We start from the raw sequence: 23,587 nt of genomic DNA, 5'->3' as shown, positions 1-23,587 counted from the left end.
CACCCGGGACGGCCGGTGACCTTTGACAGCACCCGCCCTCAGATGACAAGGTGACTACAGAACCTTCTCATCGCTTCACCTCCGGTGAACGGAAAGACGAGGACGACGATGACCGCGCCCCTTCGTGCAACGACGCCCGAGCCGGTGCCCGGCAGCCGCTACGGCACCGCCGAGGACTTCGACATCGAGGAGTTCTGGAGCGGTGTCGCCGCCATTCTCGGCGGCACCGCGAACGTGATCATGCAGCTGAGCCTGATGCCGGTCGCCTACGGCGTGCTGGAGAGCACGGTCGAATCCGGCAAGGTCACCGTGCACCCGTGGAAGCGGCTGCGCACCACGCTCACCTATCTCGCGGTCGCTCTGATGGGCACCGAGGAGGAGCGGGCCGCCTATCGCGATGCGGTGAACACCTCGCATCGCACCATTCGGTCGGGCGCCGAAAGCCCCGTGAAGTACAACGCCTTCGACCCGAACCTCCAGCTCTGGGTGGCCGCCTGCCTGTACTGGGGCATCGTCGATCTGGAGGAGCGCCTGCACGGCCCGCTCGACGAGGCCAGTGCGGACGCGTTCTACCAGTACGCCGCCCGGCTCGGCACGACGCTGCAAATGCGCGGTGAACTGTGGCCCGCCGACCGCGCCGCCTTCGCCGAGTACTGGGACACCAACCTGGCCCGTAAGACCATCGACGCCCGCACCCGCGCCTACTTCGACGGCCTCATCGACCTGCGGATGGTCGCGCCGCCGCTGCGCCTGTTCGCGCCGGTGCAGCGCTTCATCGTCACCGGCCTGCTGCCGCCGCACCTGCGGGACGAGATGGGCATGCGCTGGACGCCCCGCCAGGACCGCGCGCTGCGCCTGCTGCTGCGCGCGGTCGGCGCGGTGCAGCGCAGGCTTCCCCAGCGGCTGCGGCTCTTTCCGATGAACTTCTACCTGTGGGATCTGCGCAGGCGGCGCAGGCTCGGCAAGCCGCTGGTCTGATCGCGATCGCCGGCCAGCGCGCGCAGGAAGAACGCCAGGTTCGCGGGTCGCTCGGCCAGCCTGCGGGTGAGGTAGCCGTACCAATCGTCGCCGTAGGGAACGTAGACCCGCATCGGGTGACCCGCCTGCGCCAGCCGCAGCTGCTCGGCGTCGCGCACGCCGTACAGCATCTGGTGCTCGAATTCCCCTGCGCCGCGTCCAGATTCGGTGGCCATCCGCTCGGCGGCCAGCACGAGCGCCGGGTCGTGGGTGGCCACCATCGGGTACCCATGGCCGCGCATCAGGATTTCCAGACAGCGCAAGTAGGAATCGGTCACCTCGACCGCCCGCTGGTAGGCCACCGCTGCGGGCTCGCGATAGGCGCCCTTGCACAGGCGGATTCGAGAACCGGAACCGGCGAACTCGGCGCAGTCGTCACGGGTGCGGTGCAGGTACGACTGGAGAACCGCACCCAGCCAAGGGAATTCCGGGCGCAACTCGCGCACGGCGGCCAGGGTCGCGTCGGTGGTGGTGTGGTCCTCCGCGTCCACCGTCACCCACACGCCCGCCTCGGCGGCCTTGGTGCACACGGTGCGCAGGTTGTCCGTGGCGATGGCCGGACCGTCTCCCGGCAGGGCCTGACCGAGGGCGGACAGCTTGACCGAGACCTCCACCCGCGCCGCCGCCCCGCCCGGCCGCGGTGACCGGTCGGCGGCGGCGAGCTCGTTGATCAGCGAAAGGTATTCCGCCACCGTGGCGTCGGCGCGGGCCCGGTCGGTGGTGTTCTCGCCGAGAAAGTCGGCGCTGACCAACCTGCCGCTGTCGAGCAGCTCGTCCACCACCGGCGCCAGTTCCGCCCGCGACTCGCCCGGCACGAACCGGCGCACGATCTCCGCGGCGACCGGCGTCCCGGTGAGCGCACGCTTCATCCGCGGCGAGGCGGCGGCCGCGAGAATCACCAAACGCAGCGGGTTCATCGGTCCTCGAGAATGTCACGCATCACGCCTCCTTCTTCCGGCCGGCGCGGCGGCGCCGCCGGTCTCACGAGTCCATGTGCGGGTACCGGTGCTGTACCGGCGGCACGAATGTCTCCTTGATGGTGCGCGGCGCCGTCCAGCGCAGCAGATTCAACGGCGAGCCCGCCTTGTCGTCGGTACCCGAGGCGCGCGCACCGCCGAACGGCTGCTGACCGACGACGGCGCCGGTGGGTTTGTCGTTGATGTAGAAGTTGCCCGCCGCGAAACGCAGAGCGGCGGAGGCCTGTTCGGCGGCCTTGCGATCGTCGGCGAAGATCGCGCCGGTCAGCGCGTACGGCGCGGCCGCTTCCACTTCGGCCAGAATCGCGGCGTACGAACCGGGTTCGGCGTCGTCGTAGACGTGCACCGAGAGGATCGGGCCGAAGTACTCGGTGGTGAAGGACTCGTCGCGCGGATCGTCGGAGAGCAGTACCGTCGGGCGTACGAACCAGCCTTCGCTGTCGTCGTAGGCGCCGCCGACCGGAATGGTGACGCCCGCGTCCCTCGCTCGTTCGATGGCCGCCACGTTCTTGTCGTAGGCGCGCCGATCGATCAGCGCCCCACCGAAATTCGACAGATCGGCCACGTCGCCGTAGCTGAGCTCGGCGGTCGCGGCGAGGAAATCGTCGCCGATGGCGCGCCAGACCGACCGCGCGATGTAGGCCCGCGAAGCGGCCGAGCACTTCTGACCCTGGTACTCGTAAGCGCCACGGATCAGCGCGGTGCGCAAGGCATCCGGATCGGCCGACGTGTGGGCGACGATGAAATCCTTGCCGCCCGTCTCCCCGACCAGCCGCGGATAGCCATGGTAGCGGCCGATATTCGCGCCGACCTGCTGCCACAGCGACTGGAAGGTGCGGGTGGAGCCGGTGAAGTGGATGCCTGCCAGGCGCGGGTCGGCGAGCGCCACCTCCGAGAGTTGGATACCGTCGCCGGTGACCATGTTGATCACGCCGGGCGGCAGGCCCGCCGCCTCGAGCAGCCGCATCGTGTGGAACGCCGCGAGCGTCTGCGTCGGCGACGGCTTCCACACCACCGTGTTGCCCATCAGCGCGGGCGCGGTCGGCAGGTTGCCCGCGATGGCGGTGAAGTTGAACGGCGTGATCGCGTAGACGAACCCCTCCAGCGGCCGGTAGTCCATCCGGTTCCACACGCCGGGGCTCGACTGCGGCTGCTGAGCCTGGATGTCGCGCGCGAACGCCACGTTGAACCGCCAGAAATCGACCAACTCGCAGGGCGCGTCGATCTCGGCCTGCGCCACCGACTTGGACTGGCCGAGCATCGTCGCGGCGGCCACCTTCTCCCGCCACGGTCCGGCCAGCAGGTCGGCCGCGCGCAGGAAGACCGCGGCGCGGTCGTCGAAAGGCATGGTGCGCCATCCCGGCGCGGCCGCGATGGCCGCCTCGATGGCGCCGTGCGCTTCGGAATGAGTGGTATCGGTGTAGGTCCCCAGCACGTGCCGACGGCGGTGCGGTGCGACGATCTCGTGCCGCTCGCCGATCCCGGGCCGATGCTTGCCGCCGATCACCAGCGGCACGTCGACGGATTCGGCGGAGATCTGGGCCAGCTCGGCCAGCAGCAGCTCGCGCTCGCGACTCCCCGGCGCATACGTATGCACCGGCTCGTTGCTCGGCGTAGGGACAACCGTGACAGCGTCCATAACTCAGGCTAGCCCCAAAACCACGCCTGGACGGAGCCCTCGCGCCGCCGCGTGTCGGCCACGGATCAGAACGGAGCCTCGGCCCACCATCGGTCGCGGACCTCGTCGAACGTGTGCCCCGGCCAGGCGACCTCGACCAGGATCGACGAGGTGGACGGGCTCACCCAGCCGTGCGTCGCCAGCGTGAACGGCGCGGCCGGATCGGTCGGCCGGAACACCTGGAGCCCACCCGGCCTGCTGAATTCGCGTTCGCCGGTCACCGTGGCGTGCGCGCCGAGGTAAGCCTGCACCTCGCGGAACCCTTCGTACTCGGTGTACCACGCGGTGACGCCGTCCGGGTCGGTGCAGACGATCTGGCGCAGCGGCAGCGGGTCACCGGGCGCGGTCACCACCGTCGCGGCGCCGTGACAGCGCGCGCCCCGCCAGCCCGTTCCGTCCGGGCTCGCCGGGATGAGCTGGGGAAAGGCGATCGCGATGGAATGCTGCGCGCCCCACGGCAGCGGCTGCGGCCGGTTCGGGCGGATGAACTTCCAGTAGACGCCGACTGCGGCCACCCCGCCCACGCCGAGCACCAGCGCGAACACCAGAAGCAGCACGGAGAACGTCCGCCACCCCGAGGAGACCCGCCGTCCTGCGACCCGCGCGGGCGGCGCGGCGAACGCGGCAGGACCGCCTCCCCAGCCGTGTGCGGCCGCCGAACGGGGATCGGTCGCACCGGCCGCCCTGGGCCCGGAATCGACCACCGTGTCCGTCCAGAGCGGAATCCGCGGTGGAGTGAGCGGCGCCGAGTTGCCCGGATCGTCAGACGCTCCCGCCTGATCCGCGGAACTCGGCGGGATCGCGCGACCGGCCAGGGCCCGCGTCACCGCATCGGCGAAGGCGCCGCAACTGGCGAAGCGCCGGGCCGGGTCCTTGTCCATCGCGCGGACGATCGCCTCGTCCACCGCGGACGGCAGCCCCGGGACGAACGCACCGGCACGCGGCGCGGGCTGGGTGAGGTGCGCGGCGACGATCGCGCCCGGATTCGTCCCGGTGAACGGCGGTTGTCCGGTCAACAGGGCGAACAGGGTGCAGCCGAGCGCGTACTGGTCCGCGCGATGGTCGACCGGCCCGCCCGAAAGCTGTTCCGGCGCCGCGTAAGCCAGGGTGGCGTGCAGTTCGCCGGTCCTGGTCAGCTGGTGGGTGTCCTCACGCATGCGCGCGATGCCGAAGTCGCTGAGCAGCACCCGGTCGCCGCCGCCGTGCGCGGCGCTCAGCAGGATGTTGGCCGGTTTCACGTCGCGGTGCAGCACGCCGCGGTCGTGCGCGTAGTCCAGCGCGGCCGCGGTCTGGGCGACGATCCCGGCGGCGCGCACCGGGTCCAGCGGTCCGCCGCGGAACGCGGCCGCGTCGCCGCCGTCGACGTACTGCATGGAAATCCACAGCACACCCTCGTCGGCGCCGCGATCCAGCACCGACACGATGTTCGGATGATCAAGCCGCGCAACCACATCGGCCTCGCGTTCGAATCGCCGCCGCGCCTCCTCGTCGGCGTAGAGGTCGCGATCGAGCAGCTTGAGCGCGATCAGGCGCGGCAGCCGCGGATGACCGGCCAGATAGACCGTGCCCATTCCACCGCGGCCGAGCACCCGCTCGATCCGATATCCGGCGAACACCTCGCCGACGGCGAGCCCCACCCCCTGCATCGCAGCAACCTTTCACCGAGCCGATCGAGCGTCACGAGTGTACGAAGCGCGGTCCGCCCGGGCGAACCGGTCACCTGTCGGCGCAGCTCGTGACCGGCCCGTCGCGCCGGACGACGGCGGCGCTTCCGTCATGGCCGACGCGCAATCTCGCCGAAATCCGCGAAATCAGTTCGCGCGCAAGCGCTCCACCGCGGCGGCGATGCGTTCGTCGGACGCGGTCATCGCGATCCGCACGTGCTCGCCCGAGGTCGGCCCGTAGAAGTCGCCGGGCGCGGCGAGGATGCCACGGTCGGCGAGCCAGTCCAGCGTGGTCCGGCAGTTCTCGCCGCGAGTGGACCACAGGTACAGCCCGGCCTCCGAGTGATCGATACGGAAACCAGCGCCCTGCAGCGCATTTCGCAGCTGCTCGCGCCGGGCGCGGTAGCGTTCACGCTGCTTGGCCTCGTGCGCGTCGTCGCCGAGCGCGGCCGTCATCGCGGCCTGGATTGGGTAGGGCACCATCATGCCCGAGTGTTTGCGCACCTCGAGCAGCTCGGCGACCAGTTCCGGATCGCCCGCCACGAAACCGGCGCGGTAGCTGGCCAGGTTCGACGTCTTCGAGAGCGAATGCACCGCGAGCAGACCGGTGTGGTCACCGTCGCACACTTCGGGATCCAGGATCGAGAAGGGGCGGCTGTCCCAGGAGAGACCCAGGTAGCACTCGTCGGACGCGACGATCGCGCCGCGCTCCCGCGCGAACGCGACGACCTTGCGCAGGTGCTCGACGCCGAGCACGCGGCCGGTCGGGTTGGACGGCGAATTGAGGTAGATCAGCGCGGGCGACTGGGGGCCGAGCCGGGTGAGCCCGTCGGCCCGCAGCACCTGCGTGCCCGCGAGCAGCGCGCCGACCTCGTAGGTCGGATAGGCGATCTCGGGAATGACCACCAGATCACCGGAACCGAGACCCAGCAGCCTCGGCAGGCCCGCGATCAGCTCCTTGGTGCCGATCACGGGCAGCACCGCCGCCGGGTCCAGACCCGTGATCCCGTACCGGCGCTTCAACGCGTCGACCGCGGCCGCGCGCAGTTCGGGGGTGCCGTGCGTGGTCGGGTAGCCGGGAACCTCCGCGACCGCGTTGAGCGCCGCCCTGATGATCGGGGCGACGGGGTCCACCGGAGTGCCGACCGACAGATCGACGATCCCGTCGGGATGCGCCGCGGCTCTCGCCTTGACCGCCGCGATGGTGTCCCAGGGAAAATCGGGTAGCAGAGCGCTGACCCGGCCGCGCGAACTCACTCGGGTCTCACTCGCCCATCGGGGGAAGTTCTTTGATGAACGGCGGGTCGTAGTCGACCTTGCCGACCTTGGTCGCGCCGCCCGGCGAACCCAGCTCGTCGAAGAAATCGACGTTGGCGTTCACGTATCCGCCCCACTGGTCCGGCGTGTCGTCTTCGTAGAAGATCGCCTCCACCGGGCACACCGGCTCACATGCACCACAGTCCACGCACTCGTCGGGATGGATGTACAGCATGCGACCACCCTCGTAGATGCAGTCCACGGGGCATTCCTCGATGCATGCCTTGTCCTTCACGTCAACGCACGGTTCAGCGATGATGTACGGCACTGCCGCTCTCCTAGTCTGTCCTCACCTGCGGGGATGGTCCGCCCACGCGAAACCCTATCCCGACCACCCCACGTTACTACTGGTCAGCCTGCCCTAACTTCGCCGGCTCCGCCCCCGCTCGCGGCGGGTATGCCGAGGCTCTCGTCCACGTCGAGGCCCAAAGCACGATCGTAGTGGACGGAGCGGGGCGAAGTCGGCCGACAGCCCGCGCGCGATCACCGGCCGTCGCCGCGCGCGGGCGCGAACGTCGCGCCCGCGCGCCACGGGACTAGTGCACCGACAGCGACAACGGCTCCGGCTTGCGGTCCACCCGGCCGTACGTGGTCGTGCGTTCCCTGGCGGGACGACCGATGCCGTCGGCGATCTCGACGAGCTCGGCGACCGTCTTCGCCGAGCCGTGCTGCGAGCCGGCCATGCGGGAGATGGTCTCTTCCATCAGCGTGCCGCCGAGGTCGTTCGCGCCGCCGTTGAGCATCATCCTGGTGCCCGCCGTGCCGAGCTTGACCCAGCTGGTCTGGATGTTGTCGATGCGACCGTGCAGCATGATCCTGGCCAGCGCGTGCGCCGCGCGGTTGTCGCGGATCGTCGGGCCGGGCCTGGCCGCGCCCGCCAGATACAGCGGGGCGCTCTGGTGCACGAAGGGCAGCAGCACGAATTCGGTGAAACCGCCTGTCTCGTCCTGGATTCCGCGAATCACGCGCAGGTGTCCGACCCAGTGCTTCGGACTGTCCACGTGCCCGTACATCATCGTCGAGCTGGAACGCAGGCCGATCCGATGCGCGGTGGTGATCACCTCGATCCACGCCGACGTGGGCAGCTTGCCCTTGGTGAGCACCCAGCGCACCTCGTCGTCCAGGATCTCCGCGGCGGTGCCCGGAATGGTGTCGAGCCCGGCCTCCTTCAGCGCCACCAGCCAGTCGCGAATGCTCTGCCCGCCGCGCGAGGCGCCGTTGACGATCTCCATCGGGCTGAAGGCGTGCACGTGCATGGACGGCACCCGCTGCTTCACCGCGCGCACCAGGTCGGCGTAGCCGGTGACCGGCAGATCCGGGTCGATGCCGCCCTGCATGCAGACCTCGGTGGCGCCGTCGACATGCGCCTCCCACGCCCGGTCCGCGACCTCGTCGGTGCTCAGCGTGAACGCGTCGGCGTCGCCCTTGCGCTGGGCGAACGCGCAGAAGCGGCAGCCGGTGTAGCAGATGTTGGTGAAGTTGATGTTCCGGTTCACCACGTAGGTGACGTCGTCGCCGACGGTGTCGCGGCGCAACTGGTCGGCCAACGCCGCGACGGCCTCGAGATCGGTGCCCTCGGCGGTGGCCAGCGCCAGGTACTCGGCGTCGGACAGCGCGGCGGGATCGCGTTCGGCGGCGCGCAGCGCGGCCAGCACGTCGGCGTCGAGCCGCTCGGGGGCCGAGCTGGCCAGGTCGCGCGCCTGTTCGCGGATGGTGTCCCAATCGCCGAACGCGCCGACCACGTCCTGGCCCAGCGCGGAGTCGCTGCGGCTCTCGGTGTTGCGGCCCTCGGTGTCGATGGACGTGTTGAGGTCGATCCGGCCCGCGGAATCCCACGATTCGTCCGGTTCCTGCCACGGCAGGCCGGCCGGGATCGCGTCCGGATTCGCCAGACCGGTCGCGGGATCGGTCAGCGCGGCCACGTGCGCGCCTATACGCGGATCCACCCACGGATTGCCCGCGCGCACGTATTTCGGGTGCGCCGAGGTCCTTTCGACGAGCTGGTAGCCCGCCGCCTCGGTGATCTCGCGCAGCGTGTCCAGATTCGGCCACGGCCGTTCGGGATTCACGTGATCCGGGGTCACCGGCGAGACGCCGCCCCAGTCATCGATGCCCGCGTCGATCAACGCCAGGCATTCCTCCAGCGACACCAGGTTCGGCGGGGCCTGCACCGGCACGTCCGGGCCGAGCAGCAGGCGGGTCACCGCGATGGTCGCGCGGAACTCGGCCAGGTCGGCGTCGGGCGCGTCCCGCATGGCGGTGTCGTCCTTGGCGCGGAAGTTCTGGATGATGACTTCCTGGATGTGCCCGAACGCCTTGTGCTGCTTGCGAATCGCCATGATGGACTCGGCACGCTCGGTGAGCGTCTCGCCGATGCCGACCAGGATGCCGGTGGTGTACGGCACCGAGAGCCGCCCGGCGTCGGTGATGGCGCGCAGCCGCACCGCGGGGTCCTTGTCGGGACTGCCGTAGTGGCACTGACCCTTCTCGGTGAACAGCCGCGTCGAGGTGGTCTCCAGCATCATCCCCATGGACTGGGCGACCGGCTTGAGGCGCGCGATCTCCTCCCAGCTCATCACGCCGGGATTCAGGTGCGGCAGCAGGCCGGTCTCCTCCAGCACCATGATCGAGACGGCGCGCAGGTAGTCCAGCGTGGAGTCGTAACCGCGCTCGTCGAGCCACTGCGCGGCCTCCGGCCAACGCGCCTCGGGCCGGTCGCCGAGGGTGAACAGCGCCTCCTTGCAGCCGAGCGCGGCGCCGCGGCGAGCGATGTCGAGCACCTCGTCGGGCTCCAGGAACATGCCCTTGCCCTCGGCACGCAGCTTGCCCGGCACCGTGACGAACGTGCAGTAGTGACACTTGTCCCTGCACAACCGGGTCAGCGGAATGAACACATTGCGCGAATAGCTGATCGTCTTCGGCCTGCCCGCGGATTCCAGACCGGCGTCGCGCACCCGCGCCGCGCTGCGACACAGCTCGACCAGATCCTCACCGCGCGCATGCAGCAGCACCGCGGCCTCGTCCACGTTCAGCGTCACACCGTCTCGGGCCCGGCGGAGCGCGCGGCGCATGGCCGACGGGCTGGGCGGGGCGGGCGGGACGCTCGGGGTCGCTAGCTCGGTCACGCCCTCGATCATGCGCTACCCATCCTGGACTGTCTCCCTCCAGTGCTTGTGTGTGAGCGTAAACAGCTCACGGGCACGGCGAGCCGCGCGGGACCCGTCGTGAGCGTTCACAACCTCACCATGCGCCACGGTTATTCCGCCGGCGCGGGGCGGGTGGCGAATGTTCGTGCAACCATGACAAGCATGTCGCAGCCGCGCACGATCATGGCCGACCCGGCCTGGCGCCCGAGCCCCAAGGCGAAACTGCTGTGGACCGTGCAGGCGGTGTTGTCGTGGGCGCTGCCGTTGCTCGCGCTGCTCGTGTGGGCCGCGGTGGACTCACAACGGCGCGGCTGGCAGTTGATCGCGCTGGTGATCGGGCTGTTCTGCGCGATGTTCAGCATCGCCGTCGTCCCGTGGTGGCGCTACGCGGTGCACCGCTGGGAGGTCACCGACGAGGCCGTGTACACCAGGGTCGGCTGGCTGGCCCAGGAGAGCCGGGTCGCGCCGATCTCGCGGGTGCAGACGGTCGACACCGAACGCGGTCCGCTGGAGCGGCTGCTCGGCCTGGCCACGGTCACGGTCACCACCGCCTCGTCGGCGGGCGCGGTGCAGATCTCGGCGCTCGACCTGCCGGTCGCCGAAGAGACCGTGACGCGGCTGACCGAGATCGCCGCCCGGCATCGCGGAGACGCGACATGACCGAGCCGCTACCCGGCGATATCGGACCGCCGTGGGCGCGCCTTGACCAGCGAATGCTGTTGGTGCACCCCGTCACCGAGGTGGTCAAGTTCATCCCGGTGCTGATCGGTTCCGTCATCCTCGGCACCAGCAGCGGCAATCCCGCGTGGAGCGTCATCCCGCTGGTGCTGGTCGTCGGATTCGCGATCACCCGCTGGTTCACCACGACCTACCGGGTCGGACCGACCCACGTCGAACTGCGCACCGGATTGGTCCAGCGCAGAAAGCTTTCGGTGCCGCGCAGCCGGATCAGATCCGTGGACATCGAATCCGACCTGTTGCACCGGGCGTTGGGGCTGGCCGTGGTGGTCATCGGCACCGGTCAGCAGGCCGACACCGGGGAGAAGTTCAAGCTCGACTCGCTCGACGCGCGGGTGGTGCCCGCGTTGCGCGCCGAGTTGCTCGCGCACACGGCCCGTCCGGCCGCCGGGCCGGAGATCCCGGCCGCGGGCGTCGCCGACGACGAAGCGGCTCGAGCACAACCGACGGCGCGCGAGATCGGGCACTGGCAGCCGCAGTGGGTGCGATACGCGCCGCTGTCGCTGACCGGATTCGCCGTCATCGCGCCGGTGGTCGGCGTGGCGTTCCAGTACGGGCTGGGCCAGTGGCTGTTCGAATCCGAGGCCGCGCAGGACATCGGGGATCGCGCGGTCGTCGCCATCGTCCTCGTCGTGCTCGGCCTGATCGCCGCCATCGTGCTCGTGGTCAGCCTCGCGGCCTGCACGCGGTACCTGACCACGTATTTCGGCCTCCGCGTCCTGAACGACGGCCGCACCCTGCACCTGCGCCACGGCCTGTTCACCACCAGACAGATCACCCTCGACCTGGCCCGTTTCCGCGGCGCTACCGTCAACGAGCCACTGCTGCTTCGCCTTTCGGGCGCCGCCGAACTCGAGGCCATCATGGTCGGCGAGAACCCGCGCCAGAAGATCCTGCCGCAGGCCCCGCGCACCGCGATCGAAAGCACGCTCGCGGAACTGCTGAGTCCGCCACCGACGCACCCCTCCGCGTCGAGCCCTAGTGCCGCAACCGAATTCGCACCCGTGGCGCAGATGACCGTCCGGCTCACCAGGCACGGGCCCGCCGCGCGCCGACGCCGGTACACCCGGGCCCTGACTCCCGTCGCCCTCCTCGCCTTCGTGGTGCTCGCCTTCTCCCTCGACGGCCCCATTCCGCCTTGGTGGTGGCTGTTGCCCGGCATCACCGCGGTCGTCGCGATCGCCCTGGCCGAAGACCGCTACCGTGGCCTCGGCCACGCCGTCCTCCCCCGCACCGCGACCAGCCCCGCCTGGCTCATCACCCGCGCAGGCTCCCTCGACCGCGACCGCGACTGCCTCGAAGCTCCCGGCGTCATCGGCTGGACCGTCCGCCAATCCTTCTGGCAGCGCCGCTCCGGGGTCGCCACCGTCGTCGCCGCTACCGCCGCGGGCAAGAAGCGCTACCACGTCGTCGACATCCCGCTGCCGCAAGCCTGGTCCGTCATCGAAGCCGTCACTCCCGGCGCCCTCGGACGCCGCTGATACCCCGCAGACCCTCGGTACACCCCACAAGGCGTAGGGAGGGTCTGTGGCAGACCCTGCGCGGAGCGGTGACGTGTCGTTGGAGGGCGGGCGTGCGGGGGCGGCGTTGAATGGGAGATGTGGTCGAGACCGTAGCGCGCGACGAGTCCCGGATCGCCGATCGGCGGATGCGCCGGATGCAGCGTGGCGATGCCTACCGGCTCACCGCGTTCGGGGGGCTCGCCGCGCTCTCGCTGGACGCGTTGTCCAGCGTCGCCTACGGGCCGGAGGCCATCGTGCTCGTGCTCGTCGGCGCGGGCGCGGCGGCGGTCCAGTGGACGCTCCCGGTGTCGCTGGCGATCGCGGCGCTGTTGCTGGTGCTCGTCCTCTCCTACCGTCAGGTGATCGCGGCGCACCCGGACGGTGGCGGGGCGTACGCGGTGGCGAAAAAGGATCTCGGCCGGGGCGCGAGCCTGCTGGCCGCGGCCAGCCTGGTGGTCGATTACGTGCTGACGGTCGCGGTCAGCCTTTCGGCGGGCGCGGCGAGCCTGGCCAGCGCGTTTCCCGCATTGCGCGACCACGAGCTGGAGGTCGCGCTCGCGGCGCTCACGCTCATCGCCGTGGTGAATCTGATCGGCGTCGCCGAGTCCGCCAGGGTGCTGATGGCGCCGATGCTGGTGTTCGTCGCCTGCGTCCTCGGCGTGATCGCCGTCGGCTTGCTGCGGCCGGAGCCGGTGGCCGTGGTCGGCGACGATCCCGGGCCGCTGGTCCCGATCGAGGCGCTCGGAGTGTGGTTGCTGCTCAAGGCTTTCGCCGCGGGCTGTTCGGCGCTGACCGGTGTGGAGGCGATCGCGAACGCGGTGCCGTCGTTCCGCACGCCCGCCGTCCGCCGCGCCCAGCACACCGAGGTCGCGCTCGGGATGCTGCTGTGCGTCATGCTGCTCGGCCTTGCGCTGCTCATCCGCATACATCACGTGGTGCCGCGCGAAGGAGTGACGATTCTGGCCCAGCTCGCCGCGGCCGCGTTCGGCACGGGGTGGCCGTTCTACATCGTGAACGTGGCCGTCGCGGTGACGCTCGGGTTGGCGGCCAACACGAGTTTCGGCGGGCTGCCGGTGTTGCTCGCGCTGCTGGCGAAGGACCGCCGGATGCCCTCGCTGTTCACGCTGCGCTCCGAGCGGCCGGTTTTCCGGTACGGCGTGACCGCGCTCGCCGTGGCCGCGGGCACGATTCTGATGCTGGTCGACGCCGAGACGCACAGCCTGCTTCCGCTGTACGCGATCGGCGTCTTCATCGGCTTCACCCTCAGCCAGTGGGGACTGGTCCGGCACTGGCAACGGCAGCGCGACCCCGGGTGGGGGCCGCGCGCCGCACTGAACGGGTTCGGCGCGTGCTTGACCGCCGTGGCCGCTGTGGTGTTGCTGGCCGAGAAGTTCACCGAAGGCGCCTGGCTACTGCTGGTGATCATCCCGCTGTTGATCATCCTGTTCGCCAGGACCGAGAACTACTACCGCACGGTCGCCGCGGAACTGCGTCTCGGTGAGATCCCGCCGCGCCCCGAGATCTCACCCGCGACAAGGGCTCTGGTCATCATCCCGGTGGTCGCCGTGAGCGAGGCGACCGCCCGCGCGCTCGCCGTCGCGCTGCGCACGCGCGGCGAAATCGTCGCCGTCGCCGCCGAGATCGACCCCGCCGCCACCAAACGCCTCAGCGCCCGCTGGAAAGAATGGGACCCGGGCGTCCCGCTCACCGTGCTGCCGTGCCCGCACCGCAACCTGATCACCACCCTGGTCGGCTACGTGCGCAAACAAACCGCCAGGGGCCGCGACGTCACCGTGCTGGTCACCCACGTCGAAGCCCGCCACTGGCGCCACCGTCTGCTGCACAACCCGCGCGGCCCGGTCCTCGCCGCCGCGCTGCGCGCCCGCACCGACGCCGTCATCGCCACGCTGCCGATCCGCGTCGACTGACGGCGGTCCTCGCAGCAACTCCGCACACGTCGCGGCGGTTCCGACCACAGCGGGGCGTACGGAGGGTTCTGCGAGGTCAGTGCTGGGCGGGGCGGAGGTAGAGGTAGACGAGGGGTGGGACGAGGCCGCAGAGCAGCAGCAGGAGGGTCGGCCAGTCACTGAGGAGCACGAGGTCGCCGCCGGGGCCTGCGACGGTGCAGGCCAGGAAACCGAAGGTCCAGACGATGACCGGGAGCAGGGCCACGCGGACGCTGTCGGTGAGGGTGCGCATGGCCGCGATCAGCACGACGTTGAGGGCGGCGGCGAGCAGGACCGTCACCGGGAAGGCGATCGCGCCCGAGCCGGCTGCCGCGGCGAGCGGTGCGGCCACCAGGGTGTTCTCCTTCGGCGGCGGGAGATGCGAGGCGCCCAGATAGACGGGCAGATAGAGGACCTCGAAGGCCAGGGTGAACAACCCGCTCAGGACGAGCGCGGCCATCAGCGCCAGCCGTAGGGGTTCGGCGATCCACCCTCGATCATCGGTCTGTGGCGCGTCCGCGCGCTTGTCGAGCGCCGTCACGGCACCGGCGGGTAGCCGAGGAGGGTCAGCAGGTGGCTCTGCATGTCGACGAAGGCGTACAGCACCGACATGTACAGCTCGTGTTGCTGCTGCGCGCCGGGCCGCAAGCTGTCCACGAAGGCCGAGATGGCGTTCTGGAGATCCCAGTTGTACACGTCCAGGAGTCTATGCCCCGCGGCCGAGGCCGCGGATCGCGCACCGTGTCCGATTCAGCCGATCCCGGCGAACAAGTCGTGTTCGCGCCCGTCCGGCCCTACCGGGCCCCGCGCGCCGCGGACCAGCACGTAGTGCTCCTCGGGCAGCACCGGCTGGGCGATGTCGTTGGAGAGCGCGAACTCCCGCCCGGACGGCGCGACCGTCACCTGGGTGGCGTGCGCCCGCAGCGCCGCCCGCTTGGCGGCCAGCGCGTCGGACACCTCGACGGTGGTGGTGACGGTCTGACTCGGCACGCTCGCCAACTCACCCGCCGCGGGCAGCCGCCAGCCCTTCGGCAGCGCGCCCGGCAGGCCCTCGACGGTGCGCCGGGCCAGCGCCTCGGTGTGCAGCCGCAGCATGTCGGCGTCGGTCACGGTCCAGTAGAACTTGGGCACGTCCCAGCCGCGCTCGGCCGCTTCGTGCACGGCGGCCGTGGCGACCTCGTGTGCCCTGATGTGATCGGGGTGGCCGTAGCCGCCGCGCGGGTCGTAGCCGATCACCACCCGCGGCCGCAGCTCGAGCAGGATCTCGACGAGCGCCTCCACCGCCTCGGGTCCGGAGCGCACGAACGCCCTCGGGTGCTCGGCCGACGGCGTGCCCGCCATCCCGGAATCCCGCCAGCGCCCTGCCCCACCCAGAAAGCGCGGCGGCGCGGCGTCCAAAGCGGCCAGCGCCCTTGTCAATTCGACGATGCGGTAGCCACCGAGCTGATCGGCGCCGTCCGCGGTCAGCTGGGCCCACTGCTCGCCGATCACCTCGCCCTCCTCGCCGAGGGTGCAGGTCACCACGGTGACCGGGACGCCCCGACGACGGTAGTGCGCGATCGTGCCGCCGGTGGTGATGGATTCGTCGTCCGGGTGCGCGTGCACCAGCACGATGCCGCCCGGCCTTTCGGCGGCGGTCACGGAATCCTGCGCCACATCGCGGCGTCGCCGAAGATGCCCACCTGGATGGCGCCGCTCAGCGACACGCCGTCCACTCGCGGGCCCGCGGCGGCGACCACGTTGTCCTGCACGATCGGCAGCACCGTGGCAAGCCCCCACAGCGCGGGCTCGGCCTCGGCGAGCGCCTTGGGGACGTCGATGCCGCGCAGCGCCGCGTCGATCGCGGGCTGCAGCGCCGGATCGCACACGCCGGACAGGTTGCTCGGCGCGCGCCGGGCCGCCTCCACCGCGGTCTGCGTCTCGCCGTCGCCCGGGCTGGGTTCGGGCGGCAGGCAGCTGTAGCGGGACGCCAGCACGTTGGCCGGATCCGCGCCCGCGACCTCCCAGCCGACGATGGCGTCCACGCCGCCCTCGACCAGCTCCTTGCCGTACAGCGCGTCGGCGGCGACGCTGCGGACGCTGGCATCGATTCCGGCGCTGCGCAATTGGTCGGCGGCGGTGTTGGCCACCGCGAGCGCGGTCGCGTCACCGGTGACCGCGCCGATACGAAGGGCGAGCGCCTTGCCGTTCTTCGCGACCGGCCGCGGCTGCGGCGCGGGCGAGGTCGGCGAGACCACCGGCGGCGGTTCGGGCGCGCGGGCGAAACCAGCCTCGGCCAGCAGCGCGAACGCTTCTTCCGGGGCGGGGCGCGGCGGCGCGGTCGGCGCGTAGCCGGGGTCCGAGGGCGTCAGGATCTGCGCGCGCACCGGCTCGACCCATCCGCCCGTTTGCGCGCCGACGGTGGCCAGCAGCGCGGGATCGAGCAGCGCGAGCACCCCGCGCCGGACCCGATGATCGGCGAGTTCGGTGGTGCGCCCGTTCAACACGAACTGGAGCTCGCGCGACTGCGCCATGATCGCGGTGCGCACCGAGGGGATCGCGGCCAGTTGCGCCTGGGTCGCGACACCGCCGTGCACCAGCGCCATCTGCGCGTCACCGGTGCGCAGCGATTCGGCCAGCTGCGCCGGAGTTCCGCCGCGGCGCAACAGAATCTGATCGGGACCGGCCGGAGTGCCCCAGTAGCGGTCGTTGCGTTCCAGCAGGATCTCGTCGCGGCCGGGATCCACCGACTTGATCGCGAAGTTGCCGCCGGACACCGGGATTCCCTCCGCGAGACCGTTGGCGAAACCGCCGGGCTGATCCTTGATCAGGTGCGAGGGAAGCAGATTCGCGAACAGCTCGCGCCAGGCCGGGTACGGCTGGGTCAGCACGACGGTGACCGTCTTGCCGCCGCCGGAGGAGTTGACGTCCGAGATCAGCCGGTAGGCCGCCGAATCCGCGACACCGGGCTGAGTCAGCATCTGCTGCCACAGGAAACGGAAGTCCTCGGCGGCGATCGGCGCGCCGTCGGACCAGTTGGCCTGGTTGCGCAGCGTGTAGGTGATGGTGAACGGTTCCTGGCTGGTGACCTCGGCGGCGGTCACCAGCGCGGTGTCCGGCACCCAGTCGGTGGCGCCGCGCACCGTCGGGTTCGGCACCGGACGGAACGGGCTCGGCAGCACCATCGAGCTCACCGCCGAGGTGGCGGGCGACTGATCGGACCGCAGGTGCGGGTTGAACCCGATGCCGATGTCGTCGATCCCGACGACGACGGTGTTCTTGCCCGGCTTGGCCGGCGTCGTCTTCGGGCTGTCGGTGCTCTCGATGGGCGGGGGCGGGTTCGCGGTGCATCCGGCGAGCACCGTCACGGAGGCCGCCATCAGAACCATCAATGCGCGCGACATCGCGCGTCGTCTTGCCCCCGTGCTCACGCTCGGCACTCTACTTCGCCACGCCGCCGTTCGCCTACGCGGCGCCGCCGCGCTCTCGCACGGCGGCGCCGAGGCTCCGCGCTCGCCGGTCCGGTTCCGCACTACAGCGCGGCCCGGTCCCGCGCCTTCCGCCTGGACAGCTCACGGGCCCGCTCGTTCTGGCCGAGGACGACCTTGCGCACCCGGACCACCTCGGGGGTGACCTCGACGCACTCGTCGGCGGCGCAGAACTCCATCGCGCCCTCCAGGTCCAGCTGCAGCGGCTTGGCCAGGGTCTCGATCACGTCGGCGGTGGAGCTGCGCATGTTGGTCAGCTTCTTCTCGCGGGTGACGTTGATGTCGAGATCCTCCGCGCGCGGGTTGATGCCCACCACGTGGCCCTCGTAGGTGTCCGCGCCCGGCTCGACGAAGAACTGGCCGCGGTCGGCGAGTTGGATCATCGCGAACGGCGTCACGCTGCCCGCGCGGTCGGAGACCAGCGAACCGGTGTGGCGCGCCCGGATCTCGCCCGCCCACGGCGCGTAGCCGTGCGCGACGGCGTTGGCGATGCCGGTGCCGCGGGTCTCGGTGAGGAAGTCGGTGCGGAAGCCGATCAGGCCGCGCGAGGGGACGATGAACTCCATCCGCACCCAGCCCGCGGCGTGGTTGTTCATCTGCACCATCTTGCCCTTGCGGGCGGCGAGCAGCTGGGTGATCGCGCCGAGGTACTCCTCGGGGCAGTCGATGGTCAACTCCTCGTAGGGCTCGTGCACCTTGCCGTCGACCTGCTTGGTGACCACCTGCGGCTTGCCGACGGTCAGCTCGAAGCCTTCGCGGCGCATCTGCTCGACCAGGATGGCCAGCGCCAGCTCACCGCGGCCCTGCACCTCCCAGGCGTCCGGGCGGCCGATGTCGAGCACCCGCAGCGAGACGTTGCCGACCAGTTCCTGGTCCAGGCGCGACTTCACCATGCGGGCGGTCAGCTTGTGGCCCTGCACCCGGCCGACCAGCGGCGAGGTGTTGGTGCCGATGGTGACCGAGATCGCAGGCTCGTCGACGGTGATGCGGGGCAGTGCGACCGGGTTGTCGATGTCGGCGAGGGTGTCGCCGATCATGATCTCCGGGATGCCCGCGATGGCGACGATGTCACCCGCCACGGCCACCTCGCCGGGCTGCCGCTCGACGCCGATGGTCTGGAGCAGCTCGGTGATCTTGACGTGCTTGACGCCGTCGGCGTGCATCCACGCGACGTTCTGGCCCTTGCGCAGCTCGCCGTTGTGCACGCGCACCAGCGCGAGGCGGCCGAGGAAGGCCGAGGCGTCCAGGTTGGTGACGTGGGCCTGCAGCGGCGCGGCGGGATCGCCCTTCGGCGCCGGGATGCACTCCATCAGCACGTCGAACAGCGCGTCGAGGTTCTCCGCGTCGGGCGCGCTGCCGTTCTCGGGTCGCTCCTTGGAGGCCTTGCCCTCACGACCGGAGGCGTAGAGCACCGGCAGGTCGAGGGCCAGCTCGGCGGCCTCAGCCGCGGCGTCGTCCAGGTCGGAGGCCAGGTCCAGCAGCAGGTCGTGGCTCTCCTCGACGACCTCCTCGATGCGCGCGTCGGGGCGGTCGGTCTTGTTGACGACCAGGATCACCGGCAGCGACGCGGCCAGCGCCTTGCGCAGCACGAAGCGGGTCTGCGGCAGCGGGCCCTCGGAGGCGTCCACCAGCAGCACGACGCCGTCGACCATGGAGAGGCCGCGCTCGACCTCACCGCCGAAGTCGGCGTGGCCGGGGGTGTCGATGACGTTGATGACGGTGACCGAACCGTCCTGGTGGTGCCGGTGCACCGCGGTGTTCTTGGCGAGAATGGTGATGCCCTTCTCGCGCTCCAGGTCACCGGAGTCCATCACACGGTCGACCGGCTCGGCCCGCTCGGCGAAGGCGCCGGACTGGCGCAGCATGGCGTCGACCAGTGTCGTCTTACCGTGGTCGACGTGAGCCACGATGGCCACGTTGCGAAAATCGCGTGCAGACGACACGCCAGAATCCTCCTGCTGTTCGGTGTTGGTACCGGCCGACCCCTGCAAACAGGTGGAGAATGAAAACTCACCGGGCATCGCGGCCAGCTACAGACTACCGGCTACCGAGCGACCCCCACGTATCAGGCGCTCGAGTAAGGGTATGCTAACCATCGTGGGCAAGGTAAAAGCGAAGAAGGTTTCGAGTCTGAAACCCAAGAAGAAGTGCTGTCGAAAGAAGACGCGCTGCTTCAAATGCCCCGTCGTCATCATGCGGATGAAGAAGGCCGAGGCCGCGGGCCTCTCCGGCAAGGATCTGAAAAAGGCGCTGAAACAGGCTCGCGCAGCCTGAGTTCCGCAGATTCCGGTGCACGTTCGGCAAACGGGGTACAACCGGCATATGAGCATCCCACTGCTAACCGAAGCCGAGATCGCCGACGCGCTGGCCGGGCTGCCGAACTGGAGCCGATCCGGCGACAACATCACCCGCACCGTCAAGGCCGCCTCGTTTCCGGCGGGCATCGATCTGGTGCGCCGGGTCGCCGACGCGGCCGAGGCCGCGAACCATCACCCCGATATCGATATTCGCTGGCGGAATGTGACCTTCGCCCTGTCCACCCATGCCGTGGGCGGCCTGACCGCATTGGACTTCGGCATGGCCCGCGAGATCGACCTGCTCGCGTCGCAGTCCGAGTAGCCGCCGATCACTTCGAGTCGCCGCGTTGGACCGACGCGGTCGCCCGGCTTCGCCACGAGCGGGTGAGCGACGACGCGGAGCTACCCTGCTCGCGCGGAGTCCGCGACCATCTTGCTCGTCGCCTCGTCTGCCGACCGCTCGCGCCGCGCTCCGCACCAGATGATCCACGCGAACAGGACGAGTACACCGAGCACATCCACCGCGCCCAGCCAGGACAGCACGCCCGGCCGGGAGATCTCCCAGATCGTCGGCTGGAAGAACGACAGCACCCACGGCACGCCGATCAACATGGTCACCAGCCAGTACCCGGCCAGGATCCGCGCGCCCGGCGCGCCGCGCAGCGGGCCGTAGACCAGCCAGAGCACCGTCGGCAGCAACCAGACCCAGTGGTGCGACCACGAGATCGGCGAGATCAACAACCCGAACAGCTGCACCATGAGCAGCGTGCCCATCCGGTCGTCCGGTTCCAGCGCCCGCCAGGCGAAGAAGGCCAGCGCCGCGACCGCGAGCACCGCCGCGATCCACACCGGTCCGGATTCCACGTCGTAGCCGAGGATGCGGCTCAGCGTTCCGCGCAGCGACTGATTCCACACCGAGCCGACCGGGCCGATCCGGTCCGCGTCGCCGAGCAGCGTGCCGAAGTAGCGGGTCGCCTCGTGGTTGTTGATCAGGTAGCTGATGCCGACGGTCGCGCCGAAGACCACAGCGGACCACAGCGCGGTCCCCCAGCGCCGCCGCGCGACGAAGTAGAGCCCGGTGATCGCGGGCGTCAGCTTGATGCCCGCGATGACGCCGACCAGCCCGCCCGACAACCACCACCGCGAACTGCGCACCGCGAGCATGGCGCCGAGCACCAGGAAGACGTTGACCTGTCCGTAGTCGATCGTCGTGCGCACCGGCTCCAGCCACACGCCGACCGTCGTCCAGCCGATCGCCGCTGCGCGCCAACCCGGTTCGCGCAACCGCTGTTCGCCGACGATCAATTCCAGCGCGATCCAGACCACGCCGTACAGCGCCGCGACGGTGGCCAGCAGCCAGCCGACCGCGATCACCTTGAACGGCAGGAAATGCATTGGGAAGAAAACCAGCGCGGCGAACGGCGGATAGGTGAACGGGAGCGGGAAATCCGGCGTCTTCTCCGCGTAGGTGAAGTCGTAGAGCCGATCGGTGAGCAGCGCCGCCGAACCGTCCACGTAGACGTGCAGGTCGACCAGATTCATCCCATTGCGCGACACCAGCATCCACAGCAGCCGGGCCAGAACGGAAAGACCGAGCAGCAACACCGCCAGTCGCAGGTGGGCTGCGGCCGGACGCTGGTCCGACCGAGCGCTGTCTCGGTTCAAGTCGCGGGCTTTCGGGTCGGGGATGCGGTCACGGGCCGCGACCCGCCGGTGTCCGGTGTGTCGGCGGCAAATGCCGAAGGCTGCGACTAGATTAACCGGAGCGCCGATCTATCCCGTGCGCGCTACGCAACACCCATAACGTTTGCATCACCTTTCACATCGGCAACACCCCGCCGCACTACCGTCTGGTAACACTGATCGTCCACGGCACAACGTGATAACGACCACCGCTGTACAACTTGGCGGTCGTGTCCTTAGAGTGACCCCCGAAACAACGGATTTTTACCCGTTGACCAGATGTACCCGAGGTTAAGGACGGCTAGACCAGTGCTTCGCACCCGAGGATCGCGGATCGCATTGACCGCACTCGCCATGGCGGCGAGCGCTTCGCTCGCCGCGCCGGTCGCAGTAGCGGCACCGGCGCCCGCCCACACCGCGGTTTCGAACAGCGTTCCAATGGTGCCCGAGGGCGTTCCGGTGGACGCGATCGCCGCGCTCACCCCCGCCATCGTCGGCGCCATCGCCCGCCCTGCCGATGTCGCCGGACCGCAGTCCGCGATCCTCGACCAGGCGCGCATCCTGCTCAACACCCTGAATCTGCCGCCGCAGATCAAGTCGACCCTGGAGCGGATCATCACGTTCCTCGACGGCAGCGGCGGCGGCGGTCCCGAGCTACCGCAGGACGGCCCGGTCATCGCGCAGTTCCTGTACCCGACCATCGGCAAGGGCTGCATCAGCGCGACCGCCGACTCGATCGGCACGGCGCTCGCCGTCGCGGGCCCGGCCACGCTGCCCCCGCCCGGCCCCGAGGCCGGTCAGACCGGTTTCGTGTTCACCGCGCTCGGCACCAAGGCGCCGACGGCGGAGCAGAACCCGCCGATGACCGTGCAGTGGCTGAACCTCGACACCCGTCAGTCCGGCGTGCAGGCGCTGACCGACGAGGCGAAGATCAACCCGGACGGCCCCGCGACCCTGTCCGCCATCGTGAACACCGGCCGCGGCCGGATCGTCGCGGTGGTCGGCGGCTCGCTCACCACCAAGGCCCCCGACGCCGAGCCGCGCACCTGCTCCTTCCTGCCGACGCTCGGATTCTTCACCGTCGCTTGATGTTTCGAAGCCCGGCGGGTCGCTCGCGACCGCCGGGCTTCGGCATGTCCGGAGCCGCTGGACCCGATCGACCCACCAGCTCCACCGGACCGACACACCCAGCCGGAGCGGCCTGCCCGGCACTTCACCCGGTCGACCCCGACGAACTAGCGCTCCACTCGACCGGCTCACCCTGCGGGAGCCGCCCGCCCGGCGTCCCAGCCGCCTACGTCGGCGCGACTCGGCCGACCGCGACCGGACCGACACACCGTCGCAATCGCGGCGATATTTCGCGGCCCTGTCTCCGTTGTGGTAGACCGAAAGCATGTCGACTACCGAAGGAACGGTACGACCCCGCTCGATCCGGAGCTGGCGCTCGCGCCGATCAATCCTGTCCATCCGTTCCGAGGGCTCGATCCTGTCCATCGGATCGGCCTATTCGATTCTCTCGATCGGCAGTGTCGGTTCGGTGCTCTCGATCGGGTCGGTCGGATCGTTCGGCTCGGCGCTCTCCTCCGGCTCTTTCGCCAGCATCGGCTCGGCCCTCTCCGGCCTGTCACGCTGGTCGCTGCTGTCCTGGATGGGCAATCACGAGGCGCCGGAGACCCGTCCGAACCTGCGCGTCGTCCCGGACGACGAACCCGACCTCCGCGTCGCCCCCGTCTGCCACTGCCAGACCTAGGCGTATCTGCGCGTTCGTTCCATCCATGCGCGGGGCTGTCGCCGGACGTCGCCCGGCCCGCGCGAACTCGGCGTCCCTGCGCACTCGCTCTGGCCTTGCGCCGGGCATCGACGGACTCCGCCTGACCACGCGAAACTCGGCGTACCTCCCCTGAGCTCCGGCCATACGCAGGGTCGATCCATGGACTCCGCCCAACGACCTGAACCAGGCTCCGGCCATGCGCGGCAGCTATCGATGGACGCCGTCCGCACCCCCGAACCAGACACCACCCATACGCAGAGGCTATCGATGGATGCCGTCCGACTGCGTGAGCAAGGCGTACCTTCGCATTCCCGCCCGCCATGTGCGGGGCATCAGCGCACTCCGTCCGCCTGCGCGCAATGGGAGAAGCTTCGCCTCCACTCC

General features: G+C 70.1%; 20 protein-coding genes. 8 read left to right on the top strand and 12 right to left on the bottom strand.

Features of this window, described 5'->3' with window-relative positions:
- The first annotated feature begins 108 nt into the window (after positions 1–108).
- Positions 109–978, top strand: coding sequence for an oxygenase MpaB family protein (locus AC3ERS_RS14355; RefSeq protein WP_431967522.1), 870 nt, complete (start codon positions 109–111; stop codon positions 976–978).
- Here the strand turns inward: AC3ERS_RS14355 and AC3ERS_RS14350 are convergent.
- From AC3ERS_RS14350 to AC3ERS_RS14325, 6 genes are all read right to left on the bottom strand, one after another.
- Positions 927–1,934: a proline dehydrogenase family protein gene (locus AC3ERS_RS14350; RefSeq protein WP_431967521.1), complete on the bottom strand. Its 1,008-nt coding sequence runs from the start codon at positions 1,932–1,934 to the stop codon at positions 927–929. The two genes, AC3ERS_RS14355 and AC3ERS_RS14350, sit on opposite strands and share 52 nt — an antisense overlap.
- 64 nt (positions 1,935–1,998) lie before the next feature.
- Positions 1,999–3,633, bottom strand: a complete 1,635-nt coding sequence (gene pruA / locus AC3ERS_RS14345; RefSeq protein WP_431967519.1) for an L-glutamate gamma-semialdehyde dehydrogenase — start codon at positions 3,631–3,633, stop codon at positions 1,999–2,001.
- 65 nt (positions 3,634–3,698) lie between these two features.
- The gene (locus tag AC3ERS_RS14340) at positions 3,699–5,318 is read right to left on the bottom strand and encodes a serine/threonine-protein kinase (protein ID WP_431967517.1); all 1,620 of its coding nucleotides are present in this window, start codon (positions 5,316–5,318) and stop codon (positions 3,699–3,701) included.
- A 165-nt stretch (positions 5,319–5,483) separates the two neighbouring features.
- Entirely contained in the window at positions 5,484–6,593 is a 1,110-nt protein-coding gene (gene dapC / locus AC3ERS_RS14335; RefSeq protein ID WP_431967515.1) for a succinyldiaminopimelate transaminase, read from the bottom strand.
- 7 nt (positions 6,594–6,600) lie between these two features.
- On the bottom strand, positions 6,601–6,921 hold the full coding sequence (gene fdxA / locus AC3ERS_RS14330; RefSeq protein WP_196148215.1) for a ferredoxin: 321 nt from the start codon (positions 6,919–6,921) through the stop codon (positions 6,601–6,603).
- A gap of 268 nt (positions 6,922–7,189) precedes the next feature.
- Positions 7,190–9,790 (bottom strand): bifunctional FO biosynthesis protein CofGH, encoded by a 2,601-nt coding sequence (locus AC3ERS_RS14325; protein ID WP_431967512.1) that lies wholly within the window; start codon positions 9,788–9,790, stop codon positions 7,190–7,192.
- Positions 9,791–9,961: 171 nt separating this feature from the next.
- Here AC3ERS_RS14325 and AC3ERS_RS14320 point away from each other — a divergent pair, with 171 nt between their 5' ends.
- The 3 genes from AC3ERS_RS14320 (at position 9,962) to AC3ERS_RS14310 (ending at position 13,967) form a co-directional block, all read left to right on the top strand.
- The gene (locus AC3ERS_RS14320) at positions 9,962–10,459 is read left to right on the top strand and encodes a PH domain-containing protein (protein WP_431967510.1); all 498 of its coding nucleotides are present in this window, start codon (positions 9,962–9,964) and stop codon (positions 10,457–10,459) included.
- Positions 10,456–12,018 (top strand): PH domain-containing protein, encoded by a 1,563-nt coding sequence (locus tag AC3ERS_RS14315; RefSeq protein WP_431967508.1) that lies wholly within the window; start codon positions 10,456–10,458, stop codon positions 12,016–12,018. Before AC3ERS_RS14320 ends, AC3ERS_RS14315 begins: the two co-directional genes overlap by 4 nt.
- Before the next feature lie 167 nt (positions 12,019–12,185).
- Positions 12,186–13,967, top strand: a complete 1,782-nt coding sequence (locus tag AC3ERS_RS14310; protein WP_431967969.1) for an APC family permease — start codon at positions 12,186–12,188, stop codon at positions 13,965–13,967.
- A gap of 76 nt (positions 13,968–14,043) precedes the next feature.
- On the opposite strand, the gene AC3ERS_RS14305 is transcribed toward AC3ERS_RS14310, so the two are convergent.
- From AC3ERS_RS14305 to typA, 5 genes are all read right to left on the bottom strand, one after another.
- Positions 14,044–14,526: a hypothetical protein gene (locus AC3ERS_RS14305; RefSeq protein WP_431967506.1), complete on the bottom strand. Its 483-nt coding sequence runs from the start codon at positions 14,524–14,526 to the stop codon at positions 14,044–14,046.
- Positions 14,523–14,681: a hypothetical protein gene (locus AC3ERS_RS14300; protein WP_431967504.1), complete on the bottom strand. Its 159-nt coding sequence runs from the start codon at positions 14,679–14,681 to the stop codon at positions 14,523–14,525. The genes AC3ERS_RS14305 and AC3ERS_RS14300 overlap by 4 nt, the downstream gene beginning before the upstream one ends.
- Before the next feature lie 54 nt (positions 14,682–14,735).
- Positions 14,736–15,626: an N-acetyl-1-D-myo-inositol-2-amino-2-deoxy-alpha-D-glucopyranoside deacetylase gene (mshB, locus tag AC3ERS_RS14295; RefSeq protein ID WP_431967502.1), complete on the bottom strand. Its 891-nt coding sequence runs from the start codon at positions 15,624–15,626 to the stop codon at positions 14,736–14,738.
- Complete coding sequence (locus AC3ERS_RS14290) at positions 15,623–17,368, bottom strand: ABC transporter family substrate-binding protein (RefSeq protein ID WP_431967967.1); 1,746 nt, start codon at positions 17,366–17,368, stop codon at positions 15,623–15,625. Before AC3ERS_RS14290 ends, mshB begins: the two co-directional genes overlap by 4 nt.
- A gap of 128 nt (positions 17,369–17,496) precedes the next feature.
- Complete coding sequence (gene typA, locus AC3ERS_RS14285; protein ID WP_431967500.1) at positions 17,497–19,395, bottom strand: translational GTPase TypA; 1,899 nt, start codon at positions 19,393–19,395, stop codon at positions 17,497–17,499.
- 154 nt (positions 19,396–19,549) lie between these two features.
- On the opposite strand from typA, the gene AC3ERS_RS14280 reads away from it, so the two are divergent.
- Both AC3ERS_RS14280 and AC3ERS_RS14275 read left to right on the top strand, forming a co-directional pair.
- Positions 19,550–19,726: a hypothetical protein gene (locus AC3ERS_RS14280; RefSeq protein WP_166655726.1), complete on the top strand. Its 177-nt coding sequence runs from the start codon at positions 19,550–19,552 to the stop codon at positions 19,724–19,726.
- A 48-nt stretch (positions 19,727–19,774) separates the two neighbouring features.
- Positions 19,775–20,071 carry a 4a-hydroxytetrahydrobiopterin dehydratase gene (locus AC3ERS_RS14275; RefSeq protein WP_431967498.1) on the top strand — a complete coding sequence of 99 codons (297 nt, stop codon included), beginning with the start codon at positions 19,775–19,777 and terminating at the stop codon, positions 20,069–20,071.
- 80 nt (positions 20,072–20,151) lie between these two features.
- On the opposite strand, the gene AC3ERS_RS14270 is transcribed toward AC3ERS_RS14275, so the two are convergent.
- Positions 20,152–21,486, bottom strand: coding sequence for a mannosyltransferase (locus AC3ERS_RS14270; RefSeq protein WP_431967965.1), 1,335 nt, complete (start codon positions 21,484–21,486; stop codon positions 20,152–20,154).
- Positions 21,487–21,786: 300 nt separating this feature from the next.
- Between AC3ERS_RS14270 and AC3ERS_RS14265 the strand changes: the two genes are divergently transcribed.
- Positions 21,787–22,521: an Rv1157c family protein gene (locus AC3ERS_RS14265; RefSeq protein ID WP_431967963.1), complete on the top strand. Its 735-nt coding sequence runs from the start codon at positions 21,787–21,789 to the stop codon at positions 22,519–22,521.
- Positions 22,522–22,825: 304 nt separating this feature from the next.
- The gene (locus tag AC3ERS_RS14260) at positions 22,826–23,182 is read left to right on the top strand and encodes a hypothetical protein (protein WP_431967496.1); all 357 of its coding nucleotides are present in this window, start codon (positions 22,826–22,828) and stop codon (positions 23,180–23,182) included.
- Positions 23,183–23,587 lie beyond the last annotated feature (405 nt).

Source organism: Nocardia sp. bgisy134 (assembly GCF_057708325.1).
Note: the sequence above shows the minus strand (reverse complement) of the source record. Positions and strands in the feature narration are given on the sequence as shown.

What these genes read in the sequence shown, in the direction of transcription:
- AC3ERS_RS14315 (WP_431967508.1), top strand. Translation starts at nt 10,456, where the DNA reads ATGACCGAGCCGCTACCCGGCGATATCGGACCGCCGTGGGCGCGCCTT.
- AC3ERS_RS14325 (WP_431967512.1), bottom strand. Translation starts at nt 9,790, where the DNA reads ATGATCGAGGGCGTGACCGAGCTAGCGACCCCGAGCGTCCCGCCCGCC.
- AC3ERS_RS14355 (WP_431967522.1), top strand. Translation starts at nt 109, where the DNA reads ATGACCGCGCCCCTTCGTGCAACGACGCCCGAGCCGGTGCCCGGCAGC.
- AC3ERS_RS14275 (WP_431967498.1), top strand. Translation starts at nt 19,775, where the DNA reads ATGAGCATCCCACTGCTAACCGAAGCCGAGATCGCCGACGCGCTGGCC.
- AC3ERS_RS14265 (WP_431967963.1), top strand. Translation starts at nt 21,787, where the DNA reads ATGGCGGCGAGCGCTTCGCTCGCCGCGCCGGTCGCAGTAGCGGCACCG.
- AC3ERS_RS14350 (WP_431967521.1), bottom strand. Translation starts at nt 1,934, where the DNA reads ATGAACCCGCTGCGTTTGGTGATTCTCGCGGCCGCCGCCTCGCCGCGG.
- AC3ERS_RS14290 (WP_431967967.1), bottom strand. Translation starts at nt 17,368, where the DNA reads ATGTCGCGCGCATTGATGGTTCTGATGGCGGCCTCCGTGACGGTGCTC.
- pruA (WP_431967519.1), bottom strand. Translation starts at nt 3,633, where the DNA reads ATGGACGCTGTCACGGTTGTCCCTACGCCGAGCAACGAGCCGGTGCAT.
- AC3ERS_RS14340 (WP_431967517.1), bottom strand. Translation starts at nt 5,318, where the DNA reads ATGCAGGGGGTGGGGCTCGCCGTCGGCGAGGTGTTCGCCGGATATCGG.
- AC3ERS_RS14310 (WP_431967969.1), top strand. Translation starts at nt 12,186, where the DNA reads ATGCGCCGGATGCAGCGTGGCGATGCCTACCGGCTCACCGCGTTCGGG.
- AC3ERS_RS14320 (WP_431967510.1), top strand. Translation starts at nt 9,962, where the DNA reads ATGTCGCAGCCGCGCACGATCATGGCCGACCCGGCCTGGCGCCCGAGC.
- AC3ERS_RS14260 (WP_431967496.1), top strand. Translation starts at nt 22,826, where the DNA reads ATGTCGACTACCGAAGGAACGGTACGACCCCGCTCGATCCGGAGCTGG.